Annotated in this window: 22 protein-coding genes; 13 read left to right on the top strand and 9 right to left on the bottom strand. The window is 68.7% G+C overall.

Going from position 1 to position 21,947, the window contains the following annotated elements; genetic code table 11:
• Positions 1–97: 97 nt before the first annotated feature.
• From F4554_RS29820 to F4554_RS29805, 4 genes are all read left to right on the top strand, one after another.
• Positions 98–913, top strand: coding sequence for a phytanoyl-CoA dioxygenase family protein (locus F4554_RS29820; RefSeq protein WP_179790925.1), 816 nt, complete (start codon positions 98–100; stop codon positions 911–913).
• A 116-nt stretch (positions 914–1,029) separates the two neighbouring features.
• Positions 1,030–1,326 (top strand): YciI family protein, encoded by a 297-nt coding sequence (locus tag F4554_RS29815; RefSeq protein ID WP_179790924.1) that lies wholly within the window; start codon positions 1,030–1,032, stop codon positions 1,324–1,326.
• Positions 1,323–2,378, top strand: coding sequence for an RNA polymerase subunit sigma-70 (locus tag F4554_RS29810; protein ID WP_337796253.1), 1,056 nt, complete (start codon positions 1,323–1,325; stop codon positions 2,376–2,378). Before F4554_RS29815 ends, F4554_RS29810 begins: the two co-directional genes overlap by 4 nt.
• 58 nt (positions 2,379–2,436) lie before the next feature.
• Entirely contained in the window at positions 2,437–3,087 is a 651-nt protein-coding gene (locus F4554_RS29805) for a dihydrofolate reductase family protein (RefSeq protein ID WP_179790923.1), read from the top strand.
• Here the strand turns inward: F4554_RS29805 and F4554_RS29800 are convergent.
• Both F4554_RS29800 and F4554_RS29795 read right to left on the bottom strand, forming a co-directional pair.
• Positions 3,084–3,581, bottom strand: a complete 498-nt coding sequence (locus tag F4554_RS29800; RefSeq protein ID WP_179790922.1) for a vitamin K epoxide reductase family protein — start codon at positions 3,579–3,581, stop codon at positions 3,084–3,086. The two genes, F4554_RS29805 and F4554_RS29800, sit on opposite strands and share 4 nt — an antisense overlap.
• Positions 3,568–4,479 carry a DUF929 family protein gene (locus tag F4554_RS29795; protein ID WP_179790921.1) on the bottom strand — a complete coding sequence of 304 codons (912 nt, stop codon included), beginning with the start codon at positions 4,477–4,479 and terminating at the stop codon, positions 3,568–3,570. Before F4554_RS29795 ends, F4554_RS29800 begins: the two co-directional genes overlap by 14 nt.
• Positions 4,480–4,816: 337 nt before the next feature.
• On the opposite strand from F4554_RS29795, the gene F4554_RS29790 reads away from it, so the two are divergent.
• The 3 genes from F4554_RS29790 to F4554_RS29780 all read left to right on the top strand — a co-directional run bounded on the left by F4554_RS29790 (position 4,817) and on the right by F4554_RS29780 (position 8,898).
• Positions 4,817–5,803 carry a Fic family protein gene (locus tag F4554_RS29790; RefSeq protein WP_337796252.1) on the top strand — a complete coding sequence of 329 codons (987 nt, stop codon included), beginning with the start codon at positions 4,817–4,819 and terminating at the stop codon, positions 5,801–5,803.
• A gap of 154 nt (positions 5,804–5,957) precedes the next feature.
• A complete protein-coding gene (locus F4554_RS29785) occupies positions 5,958–7,019 on the top strand; it encodes a glucose 1-dehydrogenase (protein ID WP_179790919.1) in 1,062 nt (353 codons plus the stop codon).
• A gap of 52 nt (positions 7,020–7,071) precedes the next feature.
• Entirely contained in the window at positions 7,072–8,898 is a 1,827-nt protein-coding gene (locus F4554_RS29780) for a glycoside hydrolase family 15 protein (protein WP_202889521.1), read from the top strand.
• Here the strand turns inward: F4554_RS29780 and F4554_RS33320 are convergent.
• A complete protein-coding gene (locus tag F4554_RS33320) occupies positions 8,877–11,633 on the bottom strand; it encodes an HAD-IC family P-type ATPase (RefSeq protein ID WP_179790918.1) in 2,757 nt (918 codons plus the stop codon). The two genes, F4554_RS29780 and F4554_RS33320, sit on opposite strands and share 22 nt — an antisense overlap.
• Before the next feature lie 66 nt (positions 11,634–11,699).
• On the opposite strand from F4554_RS33320, the gene F4554_RS29770 reads away from it, so the two are divergent.
• Positions 11,700–12,662: a phosphotransferase family protein gene (locus F4554_RS29770; RefSeq protein ID WP_179790917.1), complete on the top strand. Its 963-nt coding sequence runs from the start codon at positions 11,700–11,702 to the stop codon at positions 12,660–12,662.
• A gap of 207 nt (positions 12,663–12,869) precedes the next feature.
• Here the strand turns inward: F4554_RS29770 and F4554_RS29765 are convergent, their stop codons facing one another.
• The 3 genes from F4554_RS29765 to F4554_RS29755 all read right to left on the bottom strand — a co-directional run bounded on the left by F4554_RS29765 (position 12,870) and on the right by F4554_RS29755 (position 14,651).
• Positions 12,870–13,322 carry a hypothetical protein gene (locus tag F4554_RS29765; protein ID WP_179790916.1) on the bottom strand — a complete coding sequence of 151 codons (453 nt, stop codon included), beginning with the start codon at positions 13,320–13,322 and terminating at the stop codon, positions 12,870–12,872.
• A 34-nt stretch (positions 13,323–13,356) separates the two neighbouring features.
• Positions 13,357–14,238 carry an NYN domain-containing protein gene (locus tag F4554_RS29760; RefSeq protein ID WP_179790915.1) on the bottom strand — a complete coding sequence of 294 codons (882 nt, stop codon included), beginning with the start codon at positions 14,236–14,238 and terminating at the stop codon, positions 13,357–13,359.
• Between the two features lie 149 nt (positions 14,239–14,387).
• Positions 14,388–14,651 carry a GlsB/YeaQ/YmgE family stress response membrane protein gene (locus F4554_RS29755; protein ID WP_179790914.1) on the bottom strand — a complete coding sequence of 88 codons (264 nt, stop codon included), beginning with the start codon at positions 14,649–14,651 and terminating at the stop codon, positions 14,388–14,390.
• A 136-nt stretch (positions 14,652–14,787) separates the two neighbouring features.
• Here F4554_RS29755 and F4554_RS29750 point away from each other — a divergent pair, with 136 nt between their 5' ends.
• Entirely contained in the window at positions 14,788–15,285 is a 498-nt protein-coding gene (locus tag F4554_RS29750) for a GNAT family N-acetyltransferase (protein WP_179790913.1), read from the top strand.
• A 139-nt stretch (positions 15,286–15,424) separates the two neighbouring features.
• On the opposite strand, the gene F4554_RS29745 is transcribed toward F4554_RS29750, so the two are convergent.
• Entirely contained in the window at positions 15,425–15,847 is a 423-nt protein-coding gene (locus F4554_RS29745) for a pyridoxamine 5'-phosphate oxidase family protein (protein WP_179790912.1), read from the bottom strand.
• Between the two features lie 136 nt (positions 15,848–15,983).
• Between F4554_RS29745 and F4554_RS29740 the strand changes: the two genes are divergently transcribed.
• On the top strand, positions 15,984–16,364 hold the full coding sequence (locus F4554_RS29740) for a VOC family protein (RefSeq protein WP_179790911.1): 381 nt from the start codon (positions 15,984–15,986) through the stop codon (positions 16,362–16,364).
• Between the two features lie 26 nt (positions 16,365–16,390).
• Here F4554_RS29740 and F4554_RS29735 read toward each other — a convergent pair whose 3' ends face one another.
• The gene (locus F4554_RS29735) at positions 16,391–17,455 is read right to left on the bottom strand and encodes a DUF3048 domain-containing protein (RefSeq protein WP_179790910.1); all 1,065 of its coding nucleotides are present in this window, start codon (positions 17,453–17,455) and stop codon (positions 16,391–16,393) included.
• A 199-nt stretch (positions 17,456–17,654) separates the two neighbouring features.
• Between F4554_RS29735 and F4554_RS29730 the strand changes: the two genes are divergently transcribed.
• From F4554_RS29730 to F4554_RS29720, 3 genes are all read left to right on the top strand, one after another.
• Positions 17,655–18,500: a PIG-L family deacetylase gene (locus F4554_RS29730; RefSeq protein ID WP_179790909.1), complete on the top strand. Its 846-nt coding sequence runs from the start codon at positions 17,655–17,657 to the stop codon at positions 18,498–18,500.
• A gap of 100 nt (positions 18,501–18,600) precedes the next feature.
• Positions 18,601–19,536 (top strand): trypsin-like serine protease, encoded by a 936-nt coding sequence (locus F4554_RS29725; protein WP_179790908.1) that lies wholly within the window; start codon positions 18,601–18,603, stop codon positions 19,534–19,536.
• Positions 19,537–19,832: 296 nt separating this feature from the next.
• Positions 19,833–21,053 (top strand): Gfo/Idh/MocA family protein, encoded by a 1,221-nt coding sequence (locus tag F4554_RS29720; protein WP_179790907.1) that lies wholly within the window; start codon positions 19,833–19,835, stop codon positions 21,051–21,053.
• A 256-nt stretch (positions 21,054–21,309) separates the two neighbouring features.
• Here F4554_RS29720 and F4554_RS29715 read toward each other — a convergent pair whose 3' ends face one another.
• Positions 21,310–21,870 (bottom strand): P-loop nucleotide/nucleoside kinase family protein, encoded by a 561-nt coding sequence (locus tag F4554_RS29715; RefSeq protein ID WP_337796251.1) that lies wholly within the window; start codon positions 21,868–21,870, stop codon positions 21,310–21,312.
• Between the last annotated feature and the right edge of the window lie 77 nt (positions 21,871–21,947).

Raw genomic sequence — 21,947 nt, 5'->3', positions numbered from 1 at the left:
CCACATCTGGTCGTGATCGCCTGCCATCGCAGCGTTCGCGACACCGCCTGTGGGACGCTGAGGGTTGGGTTCGTACGGATCTACTGGAGGCGTCGTCATGACCGCGACCGTCGGGCAGGGCCAGGTGCTCACAGACAGCGATGCGGAGTTCTTCTGGGAGCGGGGCTACCTGCGGGTCCCTCAGGTGTTCACCTCCGAGGAGACCGCCGAGCTGAAGCGGGAGCTGGACCGGCTGATCCTCGAGTGGGCCAACCGCGACTCGGAGTGGACTGGGCCGTGGCGGCAGGCGTACATGGACGAGGAGACCGAGCGCGCCGGCAAGTTCGCCGGCATGCACGACCTGCAGTACTACTCGGCCCCCTGGCTGCGGGCGATCTCCAACCCGAGGCTGGTCGCGGTCCTGTCGAAGCTGCTGGGGCCCGACGTGGAGTTCCACCACACGACGATGCACGTGAAGGTGCCCGAGACCGGGATGCCGTTCCCGATGCACCAGGACCACCCGTTCTACAAGCACGACGACGGCCGGTTCATCGACGTACTCCTGCATCTGGACGACACCAACAGCGGAAACGGCGAGATCCGGTTCCTGGAGGGCTCGCACCAGGGCGGGGCGCTGCAGCACATCACCGAGACCGAGGACGGTCCGTGTTCGCCGCACCTGCCGATGGACGACTACCGCCTGGCCGACACGGTGCCCGTTCCGGCGAACGCCGGTGACGTCGTACTGATGACGATCAACACGGTGCACGGGTCCGACATCAACCGCTCGTCGCAGCCCCGGCGCCTGGTCCGGATGGGCTACCGCCACCCACACAACCGCCAGACCGCGGGACAGTCCCTCGGGCGGGCCGGTCTCATGGTCGCCGGAAACCGGGAGCGGCGCGAAGGAGACCAGGCGTTCCCCACCGAGTGAGTTCGTGGCGCGCGTCGTGAGTCCGTGGCGCGCGCGTCACATCCGCGAATCCCTCACCCGGCGACGTGAGTCGATGTGCTGGACATCGCGCGGGGGCCGGTGGTAGCTGAGTACGCATGAGCTACTTCCTCTACAGGTTCGTGCCCCGCCCGGACTTCCCCACCACCATGACCGAAGCCGAGGCGGCGGTCATGCACGAACACGTCGCCTACTGGCAGGACCTCGCGGACAAGGGCACCGCGGTGGTCTTCGGTCCGGTCGCGGACCCGGTCGGCTTCTGGGGTGTCGCCGTCGTCGAGGCCGAAACCCCCGACCAGGTACAGGCCATCCGTGCGGGTGACCCCGTGGTCGTCGCCGGCTTGGGGCCGGTCGACGTCCACCCGATGCCGGATGCGATCCTCAGGCGGTCGTGAGTCACGGCCGCCGTTTGTCCACCGGACGTGACCCGACGGACACCGCGGAGCAGCCTGACCTTCGGGACGAGGCCGCGTTCACCGCGCTCTTCGAACGCCACCGCGGTGAGCTTCAGGTCCACTGCTACCGCATGCTCGGCTCACTCGAGGACGCCGAGGATCTCGTCCAGGAGACCTTCCTGCGTGCCTGGCGGAGCCGGGAGAGCTTCGGCACCGAGGGACGGTTCTCGTTCCGGGCGTGGCTCTACCGGATCGCGACGAACGCATGCCTCGACGTACTCCGCTCTCGGTCGCGGCGGGTGCTGCCACCCGACGTCGCGCCCGCAGCGGATCCGACGGTCCCGCCGTCCCCGCCCGCGGACCTGCCGTGGTTGCAGCCGTACCCCGACCGGTTGCTCGACCAGGCCGTCGCGCCGCCCGGCGAGGAACCGGGTGCGATCGTTGTCGCCCGGGAGACCATCGAGCTCGCCTTCATCGCCGCGATCCAGCACCTGCCGCCTCGCCAGCGCGCCGCGCTCATCCTCCGCGACGTCCTCGGCTGGTCCGCCAAGGAGTCGGCGTCGCTTCTCCAGACCACCGTCCCGTCGGCCAACAGCGCCCTGCAGCGGGCCCGGTCGACACTTCGACAACGCCTCGGAGAGCGGACGAACTGGCGTACGAGTTCGGAACCGACCAGCGAGGAGCGGGAGCTTCTCCGCCGCTACGTCGAGGCGCACGAAAGCGCCGACGCCGATGCGCTCGCAGCGCTGCTGCGTGATGACGCGCGCCTGACGATGCCGCCGCACCCGACCTGGTTCGAAGGACGAGCCGCGATCATGCTCGCGTCGACCCAGGCTTTCACCCCGGCGTTCGGCAACCTGCGCAGCGTGCCCGTCTGGGCGAACCGCCAGCCGGGCGCCGCCCACTACCTGCGGGCACCGGGGCAGACGCGGTTCGAGCCGCTGGCGGTCGACGTACTGCGGGTCGAGGACGGCAAGATCGCCGAGATCACGTCCTTCGATGGTTCTGCGTACTTCGTGATGTTCGGGCTGCCGCTGAGCCTGGACCGATGAGTTTCTCACCGGCACTCGTTGTAGAGGGGAGAAGGCCTCTACAACGAAGGAGCAACCGATGAGAACTCTCGCCGTCCCCACGTTCGTCTCACTGGACGGAGTCATGCAGGCGCCCGGCGGACCGCACGAGGACCCGACCGGCGGCTTCACCAGGGGCGGTTGGGCCGTGACCTACTTCGACGAGGAGATGCTGAACCGGGCGTCGGAGACGTCGTACGAGCTTCTCCTCGGCCGTGGGACGTACGAGATCTTCGCCGCGCACTGGCCCTACGACGAGGGACCGGTCGCCGAGCATCTCAACAGCACAAGGAAGTACGTCGCGTCCACGACACTTGATCGGGTCGAGTGGAACAACTCGACGTTGATCCCTGGGGATGTGGCGGAGTACGTCGCCGCCCTGAAGCGGGAGGACGGGCCCGAGCTCCAGGTGCACGGCAGCCCCGGGCTGATCCAGACGTTGCTGCGGCACGACCTGATCGACGAGTTCCGCACGTGGATCTTTCCGGTCGTCCTCGGCTCCGGCAAGCGGCTCTTCGACGGTGGCACGCCCCCGGCCGCGCTGAAGCTCGTCGACAGCTGGGTCTCGAAGACCGGGGTGATGATCAACACCTACGTTCGCGACGGTGAGATCCCGATCGGGGAGATGGACTTCGAGGTGCCGACGGAGGCCGAACTCGCCCGGCGCGAACGCCTCGCGGTCGCCGGCTAGGACTGAGGCTGGGCCAGGTCCTGGGCCAGGTCGTCGGCGTGCGCGCGCCCGATCGACAGGACGTCGGCGGCGAGGATGGCTACGAACAGCAGGAACGTCACGATGTGGACGGCGGTGCAGTACAGGCAGACCGCGCCGACGACGAGGAGTTCGACGTAGATCAGGTAGCAGACCATCGCGACACCGGCGACCCCGCCGGCGAGCCGGGCCCAGCGCACCAGCGCCGACTCTGACCGCCAGGCCGCCGGAAGGCAGAGGGCCGTCATCCCGATGAAGTACGCCAGGCCCGCGACGGCGACCGGGACGACACCGAAGATCATCGACTGCGGGCTGGTCGTGACCCGGATGCAGTTGACCGTTCCGCTGTCGGGACAGGCCAGTGCGCTCGCGCTGGTGAAGTGGGCGTACGTCAGATATGCCGACAGGCCGAGCCCGACCAGGCAGAACACCAGCGACACCGGCGCCGCCCAGGCCGGTCGGCTAGCTTGCGGCATCGAGGTGCCTCTGCAGCTGCTTGACCGTGCTCGTACCGCACACGTTGCCGGGCTGGTTGCCGGTGAGCTTGCACAGCGTCGCGGTGATCGTGTTGGCCGATCCGTCGACGGCCTTGGCTACCGGGTCGTTCGGGTCCTTCAGCGCGGACGCGATCTGCTGCATCGTCTTGCCCTGCAGGACCGAGGGGTCGTACTGCGAGCCCGACACCAGGTAGCGGCCGCCGAAGTCGACGGTCGGGAACGACAGTTGGCCGCCTCCCGTGACCTGGTTGAGCTGCGACTGCTCGGCCGCCGTCAACTTGTCCAGCGGCTTGTAGCCGTTCCCGCTGCGCTGGTTGGTGGTCAGCTCCTTGCCGACGAAGCTGAGGTAGCGGCTTGAATAGCCGGCGCCGTGGAAGCTGAACGTCGCGGTGTTGGGGAAGACGTCCTCCGATGCGGAGTGGGTCGTACCGAGGTTCTTGAAGCTGCCGAACCTGCTCAGCGCCATCACCATCGACCAGCGCTCGGCCGCGCAGTAGGGGCAGTACTCCGCCCCGACGTAGAGCACCTTCGGCTTCCCGCCCGCCGTGACCGGCTTCGCCTTCACCGACTGGGGCCACTGCTGGACGCTGCCCTTGCCGACCGCGGCCAGGGTTTCGGCCGGGACGGTCGTCACCGCCTTCTCCACCGACGGCTGGGCCCCGCTTCCGCCGGCCTGCTGGGTGCTGGTGCCGCTGCCTCTGGTCAGGTAGATCCCCACGATCGCGGCGATCACCACGAGCACCACGGCCACCGCGCCGCCCACGATCGCCAGCCGTCGCCGCTGCGCCTGGCGGGCCTGCTCCGCCCTGAGCGCCGCCACCCTGGCGCGTGTCGACCGCCCTGGCTCCCCCTGCTGCTGCCCCTTCGGCCTCGCCATCGCACGCTCACTTCCGGTCATGGCGTCCTGCGTTTCCCGATGCCCTTCCAGTGTCCGGCACCGGTAACTGTGGTGCCACGGAGCACTATCCCACCCCAACCCCGGAGCGGAGCGACCTGCTGCCTGTCCGCGCGCGCCACCGCGCCGTTCGGGTGGGTGCCGAACCACGACGGCGAGTGATCCGGAGACCATCTCGACACGAAGTTGTCCTGTACCTTTAACCGCTCTTCTGGTGTATCAACTTCGCGAAGTTGTCCTGTACATTTAGCTGCCGACCAGGTGTATCAACTTCGGGAAGGCTCGGATGGCTCCCAAAGGGAGGCAAAGGCGCGAAACGGTGTACGCGCGGTTTGCAGCCGCCGCCGACGAGTTGCGGCGGTTCGGCGGCCTCCCTCGGCCGGGTGCGGCGGAGCAGATCTGGGACGAGATCTGGCACCTGGAGGCGCACAACTCGACCGCCATCGAGGGCAACACGCTGGTGTTGCGGGAGGTGGAAGCACTCCTGGACGAACGCCGGGCGGTCGGAGCCAAGGACCTGAAGGACTACATGGAGGTCCTCGGCTACGGGGAGGCCGCACGCTGGGTCTACGGCCAGGCTCTCGAACCCGCGGAGTGGCGATTGGACGGACTGATCACCATCACCGAGGTTCGTCAGATCCATCATGAGACGATGGCAATGGTGTGGGAGGTCGCGCCACACCCGGATGCCACCGCTGACGAGTCGCCCGGCAAGTTCCGTCGCCACGACATTCGACCGTTCGGCAAGGGCATGCGGCCTCCGTCCTGGACCGACGTCGAGCCACAGCTGTCGGGCTGGGTGCGTGAGGCCAACGACTTCGGCGAAGCTGTGCGTACCGGAGCATGCTCACCTGCTGAGTTGCCGGTGTGGCTGGCGGCACTGCACTGCGGATTCGAGCGGATCCATCCCTTCATCGACGGCAACGGCCGGGTGGGCAGGCTGGTGCTCAACCTGATTCTTGTTCGCCTCGGCTATCCGCCCGCGATCATCTTCAAGCGAGACAGGGATCGGTATCTTGACGCGCTTGCCCGAGCCGACGACGGCGATCCAGGGGCGCTGGGGGAGCTGATCGCGCGCTCCGTCATCGACAACCTGCATCGCTTCGTCGTCCCGAGCGTCGCCGGGCCGGAGCGGTTGGTGCCGCTCAGCTCTTTGGCCACGAAGGCCCTTTCCTACCAGGCGCTGCGGCAGGCGGCGCGACGAGGCAGGCTCGAGGCCGAACTCGCCTCGGACGGCATGTGGCGGTCCAGCCGCAAAGCGGTCGAGACGTACAGAAGGAACCGCTTCAAGCGTTCGCAAAACTAGTGTCCGCGGGACAGACCCCTGGGCGCTTGAACAAGTCTTTGCTGTCCGCCTCTGTAGTCGTGAACGAGACGTGGGCGAGGGTCGGGTTCTGGGGGAGTACGCGTACGTTGTCTCTTCCACGCAAGCGAACACGAGCCGACTTGGAGCCAGCCAGATGCGCGCACTGACCGTCCAGCCGGGCACCGCCGGCAAGGGCAACTCGATCCCGGTGTCGGTGGAGGAGCTGCCCGATCCTTCGCCGGGCGACGGCGAGCTGCTCGTACGCGGTCTCGCGATAGGGATCTGCGGCACGGACCGGGAGATCGTCGGTGGCCACTACGGCTGGGCGCCTCCAGGGTCGTCCCGGCTGGTGCTCGGGCACGAGTCGTTCGGGCGGGTTGTCAGCGCACCGGACGGCAGCGGGTTCGCCGGCGGCGACCTGGTCGTGGGGGTGGTCCGTCGGCCGGATCCGGTGCCGTGCGGGGCGTGCGCCAGGGGTGAGTTCGACATGTGCCGCAACGGCCACTACACCGAGCGCGGGATCAAGGAACTCGACGGGTACGGCAGCGAGCTGTGGACGGTGGAGACGGACTACGCGATCCGGGTGGACCCGCGGCTGGAGTCGGTCGGAAACCTGGTGGAGCCGACCAGCGTGGTGGCCAAGGCATGGGACCAGATCGACCGGGTGGGCGCACGGTCGTGGTTCGAGCCGCAGCGGGTCCTGGTCACCGGGGCGGGCCCCATCGGGCTGCTCGCGGCCCTCATCGGTCGACAGCGTGGACTCGACGTCCACGTCACCGACCTGGTGACAAGTGGCCAGAAACCCAACGCGGTAAGGGCGCTCGGTGCGGAATACCATTCCGATCCGGTCACGGACGTGGTGGCCAAGCTGGAGCCGGACGTGGTGATCGAGGCGACCGGGGTGGGGGAGGTGGTCTTCGACGCCATCGCCGCCACCGCGCCGTACGGCATCGTCTGCCTCACGGGTGTGTCGGCCGGTGGGCACCGGCTGACCATCGACGCCGGCGCTACCAACCGGAGCATTGTGCTGGAGAACGACGTGGTGATCGGCTCGGTGAACGCGAACCAACGCCACTACGCCGCCGCCGCGACAGCGCTGGCCGACGCGGACCTGGACTGGTTGAACCGCCTGGTCAGCCGCCGAGTCCCCTTGGAGCGCTTCAGCGAGGCGCTCACCGCCGAGCCCGACGACATCAAGGTCGTTCTCACACTCTGACGGCCTACACTCCCGCTCAGCCCCACCGCGTCGTCGTCGAAAGGATCGGCTCTTGCCCGCCTCGATCGAGAGCTACGCCATGATCGGCGACCTGCAGACGGCCGCCCTGGTCGGACTTGACGGCTCCATCGACTGGGCATGTCTGCCCAGGTTCGACTCCTCCGCGTGCTTCGCGGCGCTCCTCCACGACGAGCAGGCGGGTCACTGGCGGATCGCGCCGGCCGGGAGCAGTGACGATTCTGGACGAGCCACCACGCGTCGCTACCGCGGCGACACGCTGGTCCTGGAAACCCACTGGGACACTCCCTCCGGCTCGGTCCGCGTCATCGACTTCATGCCGCCCCGGGGCCACGCCGCCGACATCGTCCGCATCGTCGAGGGCGTGTCCGGGACCGTGCCGATGACCATGCAGCTGCGGATCCGCTTCGACTACGGGCACATCGTCCCGTGGGTACGGCGGGAACCGACCGGACTGTGCGCGGTTGCCGGCCCGGACGCGCTCTGGCTGCGTACGGATGCTCCGCTGCACGGGCGGGACCTGACCACCCACAGCAAGTTCACCGTCAAGGCCGGGCAGCGGGTTCCGTTCGTCCTGACGTACACGCCCTCCCACCATTCACCCCCGCCTGCGATCGATCCCGACCGGGCACTGGCGGAGACCGATGCGTTCTGGACCGGGTGGATCGAGCAGTGCCGTTACGACGGGCCGTGGTCGAGTGAAGTCCGGCGGGCGCTGATCGTCCTGAAGGCACTGACGTACGCGCCTACCGGGGGCATCCTGGCCGCGGCCACGACGTCACTGCCGGAGCAACTCGGCGGAGAGCGGAACTGGGACTACAGGTACTGCTGGCTTCGCGACGCCACCTTCACCCTGCAGGCCCTGCTCGGCGCCGGGTTCGTGAACGAGGCCAGGGCCTGGCGTGACTGGCTGCTTCGTGCGGCGGCCGGCGATCCGGCGGACCTGCGAATCATGTATGGGCTGGACGGCACCCGCCGCCTTCCCGAATACGAACTCGACTGGCTGAAGGGGTTCGACGGCTCGTCGCCGGTCAGGGTCGGAAACGCCGCAGCCGACCAGTTCCAGCTGGACGTGTGGGGAGAGGTCCTCGACGGCCTGCACCTGACCCGGGAGACCCGCATCGGCGCCACCGACCAGGCGTGGGATCTCCAGCGCGCACTGCTGGACTTCCTCGAGGGCAACTGGCGCGAGCCGGACAACAGCCTGTGGGAGGTACGCGGGCCACGCCAGCATTTCGTCCACTCCAAGGTGATGGCGTGGACCGGCTTCGACCGGGCGATCAAGGCGGTCGAACGCCACCACCTTGACGGGCCGGTCGACAAGTGGCGCTCGCTCCGGGACGAGGTGCACGCCGAGGTGTGCCGGCACGGTTTCGACGCCGACCGCAACACCTTCACGCAGTACTACGGCTCCAACGGGCTCGACGCGGCCCTTCTCCTCGTTCCGCGCACCGGCTTCCTGCCCTGGACCGATGCGCGGGTCGTAGGCACCGTCGACGCCATCGCGCGTGAGCTCAGCGTCGACGGCTTCGTACTCCGCTACGACCCCGGCCACGAGAACGTCGACGGACTGGCGGGCAGCGAGGGAGTGTTCCTGGCGTGCAGCTTCTGGCTCGTCGACGCCCTGCACGCACTGGGGCGCCAGGACCAGGCGCGGCAACTGTTCGAGCGCCTTCTTTCACTGCGCAACGACGTCGGGCTGCTCAGCGAGGAGTACGACCCCCGCACGGGCCGGCAGTTGGGCAACACGCCTCAGGCGTTCAGCATGGTCGGCCTGGTCAACAGCGCCCGGCACCTCGGCGACCGGACCGGCTCCCTCGCGACGGCCTCCGAGCCGCATCACACCCTGAACCTCCGCTGACGGGAGCGGCGTACGAGCCAACGTCTGATCTCGTCGGCACCCCAGACGATGAACGGGAAGGGAACGACGAACACGATCATGTCCGGGGTGAGAGCGGCGGTGCCGAGCAGGTCCTGGAACGGCGGGGTGTAGATGAGCAGGGCCGTGAGCGCGAGTTCGAAACCGATGCCCCACAACAGCAACCGGTTGGAGAACACGCCGACCGAACGCAGCGAGGCATGCTCGGTACGGGCGGCGAACGCGGTGCCGATCTGCCCCGCGACCATTCCGAGGAACGTCATCGTGGTCGCCTGCTGGTAGGCGTGGTGGAGCGGCGCACCCGGCCCGGTGGGATCACCCGGGTGCCATCCCGCGCCCAGGAGTACGTAGAAGAAACCCGCCATTGACAGTGCCGAACAGATCACCCCGAGGAACAGCCAGGCCCGGACCAGCATGCCCGGCCTGATCACGCCTTCCGAACGTCGCCTTGGTGGCCGGTTCATCAGCCCGGGCTCTGCGGGTTCGCGGCCGAGTGCGAGCGCGGGCAGGGTCTCGGTGCCGACGTCGAACGCCAGCAACTGCAGCACTGTCAGGGGAAGCGGAACAGCTCCGCCGGACAACGCGAACACGAGGAACGGAGTGATCTCCGGCGTGCTGTGGGCGAAGATGTAGACGATGAACTTGCGGATGTTGTCGTACACCTGTCGACCCGCCCGCACCGCGGTCACGATGGTGGCGAAGTTGTCGTCGGTCAGCACCATCGTCGCCGCTTCCTTCGCGACGTCGGTGCCCGCGCGGCCCATCGCGACGCCGATGTCGGCGCGGCGCAGCGCCGGTGCGTCGTTCACCCCGTCGCCGGTCATCGCGACGACGTGACCTTCGGCGCGTAACGCGTCGGCGATCCGCAGCTTCGCCTCGGGGGAACTCCTGGCGAACACGAGTTCTCGTTCGTTCCGCAGGACGACGTCCAGGTCGGGTTCGGGCATCCGCGCGAGCTCGTCGCCGCTCACCACGGTCGGGTGCTCGCCGGTGATCCCGACCTGGGACGCGATGGCGGTCGCGGTGAGCCCGTGGTCACCGGTGACCACGATGATCCGTACGCCGGCGGTGTGGCACTGCGCGACCGCATCGGCCACCTGGGGCCGCGGTGGGTCCTGCATGGCCACCAGGCCGAGGAAGTCCAGGTCGCGTTCGGCATCCTCACGACGTAGGGGCACCGGCTCGTCGGGCCGAAGGCGGCGTTCGGCAACCGCGAGGACGCGCAGACCTGCTCGGGCGTAGGAGTCGACGAGTTCGCCGATCTCGTGCCGCAGTCCCGACGAGAGCGGACGGCTCTCTCCATTGTCCTCGGCCAGCCTGGCGCAGTGCGGCAGCAATGCTTCGGGGGCGCCCTTCACGTCGACCCAGACCCCGCTGTCGCGTTCGTCGACGGTGGACATCAGCTTGAGCACCGGGTCGAAGTGGAACTGCCGTACGCGTCGACGCCGTCGTTCGTCGGCGTCCACCTGACGGCCGAGCACGGCCGCGGCCTCCAGCAGGGCGATCTCCGTCGGGTCGCCCATGGGAGCGCCGGTGTCGCGGAGTTCGGCGTTGTTGCAGGCCGAGATCACGGCGGCGAGCCGGTCGGCAGCCTGCCGGGACGAACCGGCCAACTCGGGTGACCCGGGCGGTCTGTCAACGCCGTCTTGCATCCGTACCGTGCCGGCACTTGACCACACGGTGGCGACGCGCATGTGGTTCTCGGTGAGCGTCCCGGTCTTGTCGGTGCAGATGACGCTGGTCGAGCCCAGCGTCTCCACCGCGCTCAGGCGTTTGACGACCGCTCCGGCATGGACCAGGCCACGAACTCCCAGCGCGAGCGCGAGGGTGATCACCGGCAGCAGACCCTCCGGCACATTGCCGACGAGCAGTCCGACGGCGAACACCACCGCGTGCTCCAGGGACAGCCCGGCGACCACCATCGCGACCGGGATGAACGCCACGCCCAGCGCCACGGCGATCACGGCGATCAGCCAGGCCACCCGGCGTACCTGCGCCTCCAACGGGCTCTCCGCCCGCTCGACTCGTTCGGACAGCGCGGCGATGCGGCCGATCTCGGTGTGCATGCCGGTCGCGAACACCACCGCCCTGGCCTCGCCCTCGGTGCAGGTCGTGCCGCTGAAGACGAGGTCCCGGGCCTGCAGCAGGCTCACCCGAGTGTCCAGCAGGTCTGCCGAACGGTACGCCGGCATCGACTCACCGGTCAGCGTGGACAGGTCGACCTCGAGCCCACCCTCGACGAGCCGGGCGTCGGCGGAGATCCGGTCACCCTCCCCGATCACCACCAGGTCGCCGGGGACGAGGGTGGTCGCCTCGACAGTCTGCACGCGGCCGTCCCGGACCGCTTTCGCACGCACCGGCAGGTACGCGGCCAGCGCCTCCACCGCGCGTTCGGCCTGGGTTTCCTGGACGAAGGCGAAGAGCGCGTTCACGACGATGACGATCACGATCGCCACCGCGACCGCCCCGATCCCGGCCAGCCAGGCGAGGCCCGCGGCGACCCACAACAGGAGCGCCAGCGGATGGGTGAACTGGAAGGCGAGTTCCTTCGGCCAGCGACGACCACCTCGGCGGGTGATCTCGTTCGGGCCGTAGTGGACCAGCCGCCGCTCCGCCTCGCGCGAGGACAGTCCCTGCCGGGAGGTGCGGAGGTCCCGCAGCAGCAACTCGACCCGCTCGGTCGGGTCGAGGCGCGGTCGCTCGCTCTGCTCGGACACTCTCACCCTCCGTCGCAGGCCCGGCCTGATTCCCTATCTACCCAGAACGTGGCGGATACTGGCGCGATGGGCGTCGACGAGCTGAAGCAGGACGAGGTAGAGGCATTCCTTGCGGGACGGCCTGGTGGCGCGGAGGACTTGGAGCCGCTGTCGGGTGGCTCGTGGTCTTCGGCGTGGGCTTACCGCGCGGGTGGCGAGGAGCTGGTGGTTCGCTTCGGTCCGGACGCGAGCTGGTACGAAGCCGACCGGATGGCGATGGCGTTCGCGGGTCCGGACCTGCCCGTGCCGGAGGTCAGGGAGGTGGGCACCACCGCATCCGGACGGGCGTACGCCATCTCGGTACGCCACTACGGGCGGTTCCTGGAGGACACTCCGGTCGAGCAGGCAGACGCGATCAGCCCGACCCTCACCCGTCTGCTCGTCGCGCTCTACCGAGCGCCGGCGGCCCCGGACTCCCCGGTGGTCTGGCACCAGCCCCCGTCAACCCAGAGTTGGCGGGAGTTCCTCCTTGCCGGCCTGGCTGACGACCCGGACAAGCTGGTGCACGGATGGGGTGCCGCCCTGGCCGAGGACCGGGAGCTGGCCGCGCTGTCCGCGGCGGTGACCAAGCGCGTGACGGATCTGGTGGACGCCTGCCCGGAGCGTCGCGACCTCCTACACAGTGACCTGCTGCACGGCAACGTGCTGGTGAGCCCGGACGCGCAGCGGATCGAGGCCGTGCTGTCCTGGAAGTGCTCGGTGCGCGGCGACTTCCTCTTCGACGCCGCCTGGTGCAGCTTCTGGGCGCCGTGGCATCCGGGGATCGCCGCTGCCGACCCGCTGTCCGGGCTGTTGCGGGACCCCGGCGTGCGGGCCGAATCCGGTGCCCTGGTCGATGCCGCCACCCGGCACCACTGCTACGAGCTGCACATCGGCTTCACCCACCTGGGCTGGAACGTGTGGACCAAGAACCAGGAGGCTCTCGCCGCTACTAGTCGACGTCTCGCCGAGGTTCTCGAACGAGGTCCTCTTTCCCTGGCCACCGACTGAGGACGAACGAAACCACTCCCCGCGAATTGCGGTGTCCCGCTGGTCTCCCTGCCACGACATGGGACGCGACTGCTTGTTCCTTCTCATCCCGCTCTGGAACATCTTCTGGACGTTCCGTATCGCTTGGCGAATTGCCCTTCTTCCGTACCGGGACTGGAATCCTCGGCCGGAAGAACTCAGAGATCTGGTACCAGTCCCCGCGCAGGCTCATCGCTCTACGTGCGGAGGTGAACCGCGCCGAATCGTGGAACGGCGCTGATCGAGGACGGCCAGCCAGGGGTGGTCCGGTTGGGTGAGCGCGATCGTCCCACGTAGCCAGTCGACGTCTTCGGGACGCAGGAGCGGCAGAGTGCTGTCCAGGTCGACATCGTCCTTGGAGCGAAGGAGTTTCGCCTTCATGTGCAGAGACACCTCGGGCCGCAGATAGCGGATCCCGTCCGTCGCCACGAAGGTGGCCCGATCGAACGGCAGCCGGATGCGTTCGTCCCGTTTGGAGATCCAGGTCGTGCCGTCGTGCGGAGTGAGCCCGAGGTCGGCAAGCCACGGGCCGGCGCCGTCCCGGCGTACCCACAACTGCTCGCACCCGTCGGCGGCAACCTCGGGCGGGGACAGGCTCTCCCACGGGCCGTACCACCGGTAGAACTCGTCGTCGTCCATCATCGTCCCTCGCGGCCTTTGTCGCGGTGCGATGCGATCACGCAGAGGATCGACCCGGAGCCTTCTTCGCCGTCTTCGACGCGGCCTTCTTCGCCGTCTTCTTGGCGGCCTCCTTGGTGGCCTTCTTCGCGGCCGCCTTCTTGACGGTCTTCTTCACCGCCTCAGGCGCCACCGGCTTCTCCTCGGCAGGGCGACGTCCCTTCAGACGCAGCCACAACCTGCCCCGGCCGCCTGTCCCGACGACTGTCTTGGTCTCGAGGAACGGTTGCGCCTTGACGAGTTCGCTCAGTTTGGCGAACCCGTAGGTGCGCGAGTCGAACGCCGGGTCGGTGCGGTTCAGGTGGTTGCCGAGCGCGCTGAGGGAAGCCCAGTCGTCGTCATCGGTGTCGACCCTGTTCAGTGCCTTGGTCAGGACGCTCTGGATAGGACGCGGCTGGTCGGCCTTCGTCGCCTCGGTGGTCGACTCGGGCGTGGTCTGCTCGCCGGAGAGAACCTCGAGGAACACGAACTTCTCACACGCCTCGACGAACGCCTTCGGTGTCTTGCGTCCCCCGACGCCGATGACCCGCTTGCCGGACTCGCGCAGGCGGGTGGCCAGTGGGGTGAAGTCGCTGTCACTGGAGACGATGGCGAAGCCCTCGACGTTGCCGGAGTACAGCAGGTCCATGGCGTCGATGATCAGCGCCGAGTCGGTCGCGTTCTTGCCGTAGGTGTAGGCGAACTGCTGCTGCGGCGCGATGGCGTTGCCGAGAAGTACGTCGCGCCAGTTGGTCAGGTGGGGGTTGGTCCAGTCGCCGTAGGCCCGTTTCACGGTGATGGTCCCGTAGCCGGCGAGCTCCTCGAACATCTCCTTGATCAGCTTCGAGGAGGTGTTGTCGGCGTCGATCAGGACGGCGAGGCGGGTGCTGTCGTCGGTCATGAGCGGTAGGTCTCCTCGTCCGGGGCTGTCAGTCTCCCGCGCGACGCCCACGTCTCGCAGCTCGAACCACGGCTCGTCGTGACGAGAATGCCCTGACGGCGAGGTTTGCGAGGGTTGATGGCTTACCGGCCGCCTCGCTGCCCGCTGGTTCAGCGGCGCCTTGTTGTTCCCGCCACCAGCGCCACGCCGACGGCAGCGAATCCGACCTGGATCGCGAGCTGGATCCAGTTGATGCCGGGGGTGTGCGCGACGTGGAGAGCTCGGGCGACGACGGTGCCGAGGAGGGCTGCGAGAATCCCGATGCCGACCGTGAGCAGGCAGCCGATCCTCTGCTTCCCGGGCACCACGAGACGTCCCAGGGCGCCGAGGATGGCGCCGACGACAACGGCGGTGATGATTCCATTGATGAGCACAACTGCCTCCTGCGTCGCCGCGCAGCCACCCGGTTTGGGCGCGGGGACGTGACGTTACCAGGGGTAGATGGGTCGAGCATGTCCACGGACGCGGAACCGGCCTTGACGACGTTCACCGGCTACATAAGGTGCCCGCATGGCTTCAGGTCTGCGGTTGGTGACGGTCACTCCGGAGAACGTCGGCGAGGCGTGCCGGCTCCGGGTTCGGCCGGAGCAGAGGGACATGGTGGCGCCGGTGGCCTGGTCGCTGGCCGAGGCTTACGTCCACGGCGAGAAGGCCTGGCCGCGCGTGGTCTGTGACGGCGACCAGCTGGTGGGGTTCGTGATGGCCGCCTTCGATGCGGAGACCGCGCCGAAGCGATGCGGCATCTGGCGGTTGAACATCGCCGCGGACCACCAGCGACGAGGGTACGGCCGGTTCGCGGTGGAGGCCGTCTGCAGGGAGGTGCTCCGCCGAGGAGGTCAGCGGCTGAGCGTGCGGTGGGTTCCCGACGAGCACGGCCCGGAGGACTTCTACCGTCGCCTCGGATTCCAGCCGACCGGACAGATCATCCACGGCGAGGTCGAGGCCGAACTGCTCGTCACCGAGAACTCGACTCCGGCTGGTCTGCCTGCTCGGCCGGATCGAGGCTGACCGCCCAGCCGCCCGGTTGCCCGGTTGCCAAGGGGCGGTTGACACGTGCCGGGGGGAACGCCCCACCTGCCAACCGGGTTCTGACGCTTCGTACGACCAGACTGCCGGACCTGCCGACCAGCGGTCTCGTTGTACGTCACTACGGCACGAACGGGGGCGCCTGGAACCGCCGGCCTTCGAGGAAGTCGACGTAGACGCACACGACCTCCCTGCCCTCGTCGGACGCCCAGGGCTGCGGGAGCTCACTGAGAACGTGCTCGACCTGGAAGGGATCGGTGACGTGGCTTGCCGGACCGCTGGCCACAACACTCCAGCCGTGCCCGTTGATCGGATCGATGTGGTCGATCTCCACGCTCACGTCCTGGCGTTGGGCCCCGACCTCCACCTTGGCCCCGTGCTCGGTCCGGAACACGATCCGGGCGTCGTTCTCACAGATGTATCGCACCGGGTGGACGGCGTAATGGGTCCGGTCCCAGAACACGAACCGGCCGATCTTCGTCTCGCGAAGCAGGTGACGGCACTCCTCCTGGCTCAGCGCCTCAAGTGCACCGGAATCGTACATCCCGGACCTTCTTTCGGCACGACACGAATGCCAACGCCTCCATCTTCCACCCGTCGGCGTAGGACCTGCACAGCCGACGAAAGCCGGCCGCACTCAGCCTGGGACGAACCGGACAAGCAGGCGTTACAGTGCCGCCGTGCATCGGAGCCGATTCTCGACACTTCTCATCGACGTACCCCGCGACGAGGTGCCTGCTGCGGCCGGCTTCTGGTCTGCGGCGCTGGGAGTTCCGGCACGGCCGGTCCCGGGCGAGGAGCAGTTCACCAGTCTGCGCGAGGCGTTCCCAGGACTCGTGATGGCGATCCAGGCGGTCGATGACCAGGCTCGCTACCACCTGGACATCGAGACCGACGACGTGGACGCCGAGACCGCGCGGCTGACTGACCTCGGGGCCGTCGAAGTCAACCGGTGGCTCAACTGCCGAATCCTGCGGGCGCCCGGCGGCCACCTCCTGTGCGTGATCCCGCTGCACAGTGATCCGGGGACCTTCGAGAAGTACGCCCAGGTCTGGGACTGACGGCCACCGCGTAAGGGCCGCAAGCGTCACCTGGGAGCGAACACCACCCAGGTCTGTCCCGGCGCGAAGGTCATCGGCCGGCCCGAGTTCGTGGTGAAACGCGTACCCGCGGCAGCACGCGGCCGCGACCAGCGGGCGTCGTACGCACGGCCGTCCCTCAGCACCAGCGCGCGGCCGGAGCCGACGGTCTCGGTGTACGGCGAGTAGTTGCCCGCCGAGTCCTTCAGCGCCGAACGGCGAACGTTGGCGTACTGCACGACGACCGTCGCGGGGGTGGGAGGCGCACCGTCGGTGGCCCGCAGCGGCGTGCCGTCCATCGACACCCGCCAGCGGTGCTGCTTCGCCGACCAGCGGAAGTCGGCGCGGAACGACGGGTAGCTGACGCGATGCGTGGCCACGGCCCGGCCACCCGCAGGCCGGCCGCCGAACCGGAAGCCGATGTCGCGCGCGGTGCTCGCCTTCGGTGCCCGAGCCAGCAGTTGACCGGGTCTGGCGTACAGGTTGTGCGGGGCCGGCCGCGAACTGCCACGGAAGTACGCCGAGCCGGCGTGCGCCGGCGACACGTCGTACGCCGGAGCTTTCGCAAGCCGCGAGAGCACCGTGGAGTTCGCACCGGAGTAGGCGAACGCCGGCCGCCCGTACTGGCGCAGCAACTCGATGTCGGACTCCCGCGCACTCCGCACGGGTCCGAGAGCCGCCGGCACCCTGGAGGAGAAGACGGCGAGGATCCGGGCCAGTCCGCCTTCGACCGGCTCGACGTAGACGATGTCCGCTCGGGACAGGCCGGTGGCGGGCCGGGCCGCGGGCACGTTGTCGATCTTCACCGCGAGGACGCGCTTCGGAGCACTTCCGCCCATCGGCAGACCTGTGAACGGCGACCCTCCCCGGGTGACCGACGGCTTCGGTGTGGCCGTGGGCGACGACGCCCTGGGCGTCGGTGTGCGGCTCGCCGCGTGCGACGGCGTGGCGGTGGCAGTGGGGTCCGCTGTCCGGAAGTGGTCACGGCCTGCGCCCAGCGCCGCCACGATGCCGCCGGTGACGACGAGGATGCCGACGGCTGCGGCGATAACGATGCGGAGGGTCCGATTCATCCAGCTATCCGAGGTGTGTGGACGAGTCCACGACCCGTCGTCCTTCGTACAGAGGAGGTTCCCCCGAAGTCCGCGGCCGACGTTGCCCGGTCTGGTCGCCTCGGTCAAGTCGGCCGTCGCGCTCGACGGCTCCGGCCCGTCCGGGTCGCCGCCTCTCCGCCGTCGAACGCGCCGAATGGTGGGGCTCTAGCCTGCCGTGATGGCCGATTTGTTCGCTGACCTGAGTGCGCTGGTGACTGGGCGGAAGGTGCTCGGCGTGTTCGCCCACCCCGACGACGAGACGTTCTTCGGGGGCGCGACGTTCGCCGCGTGTGCCGCGGCCGGAGGCGACGTACGCCTCGCGACCCTCACGGCCGGCGAGGCCGGTGCGATCGGAGTGGGGCCGGCACGCGCCGCGCAGGACAGGTCCGATCGCGGCGCCCTCGAGGCAGCGGCCGCGGCTGGACTCTCGAGGTACGCCTCCGCATGCACCGCGCTCGGCGTGCGCCAGTTCGGTGTCGTTGGCCCTGGCCGCTGGCGCGACCTCGGTGACGCGGGGCCGGGTTCGCTGGCCGCCGGTGACCCGGACGAGATCGCGGAGGCGGTCAGGCACCTGGTGACGGACTACCGGCCGGACGTCCTTGTCACGGTCGACGCCGACGGGGTGACCGGCCACCCCGACCACGTGCGCGCACACGAAGCCGTCCAGCGGGCACTTGACCTCCTGGGACGCACCGGTGTCCCGGCCCTGACGCTCGGCGGCTGCGTCCGCTCCGAGGACGTCGTCACCGCCCGCGAGCGCCTGTCCGGACTGGTGCCGGACCGTGAGATCGGTACGACCAGGATCGTCGGGACGTCGGCCGACGACGTCATGGCGGCCGAATGGTCCCCCGAGGCAGGTGCCGCCAAGCTGGCCGCGTTGGACGCCTACGCGCCCGGTCTTGGTACCGCGCCGCTCACCGATCTGGTGCCCGGCCGGTCGCCGGTGGGCGACGGGGTCCTGCTCCGGGCCATCGCCGAGGTGGCCGGGCCGCCGTGCGAGTACTTCCGTCCGCTCCGCCCCTGACGGCGACGCGCCGCGCTTCGGGTCTATCCCCTTGCGCCGATCTGGGTGCACCATATGCGCGACCACATGCGGCACCACGCACCTGACAGAGGGAGCCCGGATGCGCATCAGAATCCTGCTCGTTGCCGTGGCATCGGTCCTCGCCGTGATCGCGGGCACCGTGCCCGCGCAGGCGATCACCCGCGGCACCCCGGACGGCCAGCGGCACCCGTTCGTCGGTGAACTGCTGTTCTACGTGCCTGACGAGGCCGACAGCCGCTTCGACGATCCGGGCTCGTGGTTCACCTGCTCGGGCACGCTGCTGAACGGTCACATCGCCCTGACCGCCGGCCACTGCACGTACGCCGTCGGTCTGAACGGCGCGTCGACCACTGCCAACGGCGGATCGGGGTCGGGCGGCAACGACGTGTGGATCAACTTCGACGAGAAGCCGAACTTCGGCATCCTCAAGTCCAGCTCGTCGTACGGCCGGGACCAGAACGCCCAGCGATACCACGACTGGGCCGCCGCCCTGAACTCCTCGCCCAGCTGGCACCGCGCGACGTCCCACCCGCACCCGCAGTTCGACCCGGACGCGTTCTACCTCCACGACGCCGGCGTGCTCGACCTGCAGGACTCCGTTTCGATGCCGACGTACGGCAAACTGCCCACGCAGGGCTACCTGGACCAGTTCCAGACCGGTCCGCGGCACGAAGCCCTGTTCACCGTCGTCGGGTACGGCCTCAACAAGGTACTGCCGGGCCGCGACGTCGGCGGCGACACCCGGGAGCAGGGAAGCACCCAGCTCGTCACCCTGAGGGGCCTGTTCGGGCTGCCGTACGGCACGGCCGCACGGTTCAGCAACAACAACGGCAAGGTCCACCAGGGCGGCACCTGCTTCGGCGACTCGGGCGGGCCGACGTTCCGCGGCGCGAACACGGTCGTCGCGGTCACGTCGTTCGGTGTCAGTCCGAACTGCACCGGAACCGACGACGAGTACCGCATCGACCAGCCCGACGACCTGGCGTTCCTCGCGGGCTTCGGCGTCACGCCCTGAGCTGCGACCGGTACCCGGCGCGGTCGTCGTTCACGCGACGTACCGTGCCGGGTACCTCTCCGTGACCTGAGGGGCGCGCGACAGCCGGTCAACCGGGCGGTCAACCGGGTGTCGGCGGTCCCCTCGAGTCCGACTCCGGACTTCTGCGGCCGTCAGTGCCCAGCGATCGAGAGGGGCGCGGGCCGGACCTGGGAACATTGACACGATTCGCAGAACGTACGAAGCGCGTCGGTGTGAACCCGGCAGGGCGGTCCCCCGCTCGAACACGATCAAGACCAGCGGCAAGGATGATCTACATGAAGATCGGCGTCATCGGTACCGGGCAGTTCGCTCGCAGTTTCATCTCGTTGTGGCAGAAGCATCCCGACGTCGAGGCGGTCTACGCCTGTGACGTCGTTCCGGAGCGTGCAAAGGAGCACCAGGAGAAGTACGACCTGGCCGGCATCTTCAACGATGCCGAGGAGATGCTGGCCTCCGACGAGGTGGACTCGGTGGCTGTCATGACGCAGCGCTGGACCCACGGCCCGCTGGTGCTGCAGGCGCTGGAGGCGGGCAAGAACGTCTACTCCGCGGTGCCGATGGCGATCTCCGTCGACGAGATCAAGGCGATCATCGACAAGGTCACCGAGACCGGCCTGATCTACATGATGGGCGAGACCAGCTACTACAACCCGGCCGTCGTCTGGGCCCGGGGCAAGGTGACCGAAGGTGCGTTCGGGCGGGTGTTCTACTCCGAGGGCGACTACGTCCACGACATGGACAACGGCTTCTACGCCGCCTACCAGTACAGCGGTGGCGACGAATGGAAGAAGACCGCCAGCTACCCGCCCATGCTCTACCCGACGCACGCCATCGGCGGTGTCCTCGGCGCGCTCCCGACGTACGCCACCAGCGTCAGCTGCATCGGCATCCACGACGACCGCGGCGACGGCGTGTTCGACAAGAACGTGTCGCTGTGGGGCAACGACTTCTCGAACATGAGCGCGTTGTTCCACCTCGCCGACGGCGGCGCGATGCGCACCAACGAGTTCCGCCGGGTCGGCTACTGGAAGGGGCACGAGTCCCGGTTCCGCTTCTACGGCACCGACTCGGTGATGGAGCAGACCGGCCACGGCGCCACCTGGAGCGTCAAGACCGAGGGCGAGGACTACCGCAAGGGCGACACCCTCGACATCAGCGACCTCTTCTACACCCGCGGCGGTCAGGTGCCCGAGGGGTTCGGTGACGTCGACCCGGCACTGATGCAGAGCTTCGCCTCCGGCAACGCCAAGGTGCAGGACCGCAGCCGGCTGCCCAAGGAGTTCGAGGGCGCGCACAACGGTCACGAGGGCTCGCACCACTTCCTCGCCGACGACTTCGTCCGCGCGGTGACGACCAAGACGCAGCCGCCGGTGAACGCCTGGAAGGCGGCCAGGTTCACGCTGCCGGGCGTGATCGCGCTCGAGTCGGCTCGCCAGGACGGCGCCCGGCTGCCGATCCCGGACTTCGGCGACGGCCCCGAGAACCCCGCCTGGTAAACCCCGAGTAGCTGCCGTACGGGAGCCGGGTCGAGTCGCCGCGCAGTGCGGTTGGCGACTCGACCCGGACGCCCGTAGCGCTCTGCTTAGCCCAAGCGACCTTGCGAAGTCCCAGGCTGCGGAGGAGGCCCGGGCGGCAGTGCGCGAACTCGTCGACGCAGGCCTGCCGCTACGCGACATCGGGCAACTCCTTGGGATCTCCCACCAACGTGCCGCGCAGCTCGCTACCGACACCGCGCCGAAGGCGTCCTGACCTTCAGGTTGCTGACCTGGACCGGGCGGATTCTTCCGCGGAAGAATCGTCGACGGTCCTGGCCCACGAGAGAATTCGTAGCGCGAGCTTCTCCGAGTCCTCGTCGTCAGTCGTGATGACGGTGGGGACGAACTCTCGGGTCTGAGCCGCGTCGAGCACGGCGTCCTCGATCCACTCCGTCGGCCAACCACGCGTCCGGAGGCGGGCACGCCTGAGGGGTTCGGCGCAGTCGAGGAGGGCCCAGTGCACGGGTCCGTCCTGATCCGCCGTCGTGGCCACCTCCTCCGGTGACGGTGTAGGACCGAGCAGGAGCACCGGATGGCCCGCCCGTCGGACGATGTGGACGATGCGATCCCACATTCGGTTGTACGCCGGCCAGTTCGGCGCCGCGTCCGGGAAGGCGATCGGCACGCCGAGCAGGGCGCCGTCCTCGAGTAGCTCGTCCAGGTCGATCACCACCAGGCCCTGCCCGAGCCTGACAAGCTCGGGCAGGAGCGTCGTCTTGCCTACTCCTGGTGCGCCGGTGACCAGGAACAAGGGGACGGAGGGCGGTTTCGGCTTCACCTGGCGCACAGTAGCGTCGTCCGCCGGCGCCAACGCAACGGATTTGGTACGCAGAGGATCCGCGCCGGGTCGTCGGG

This window comes from Actinopolymorpha rutila (genome assembly GCF_013407855.1).
Taxonomy (GTDB): Bacteria; Actinomycetota; Actinomycetes; order Propionibacteriales; family Actinopolymorphaceae; genus Actinopolymorpha; species Actinopolymorpha rutila.
This window is presented reverse-complemented; position numbering and strand designations above follow the sequence as displayed.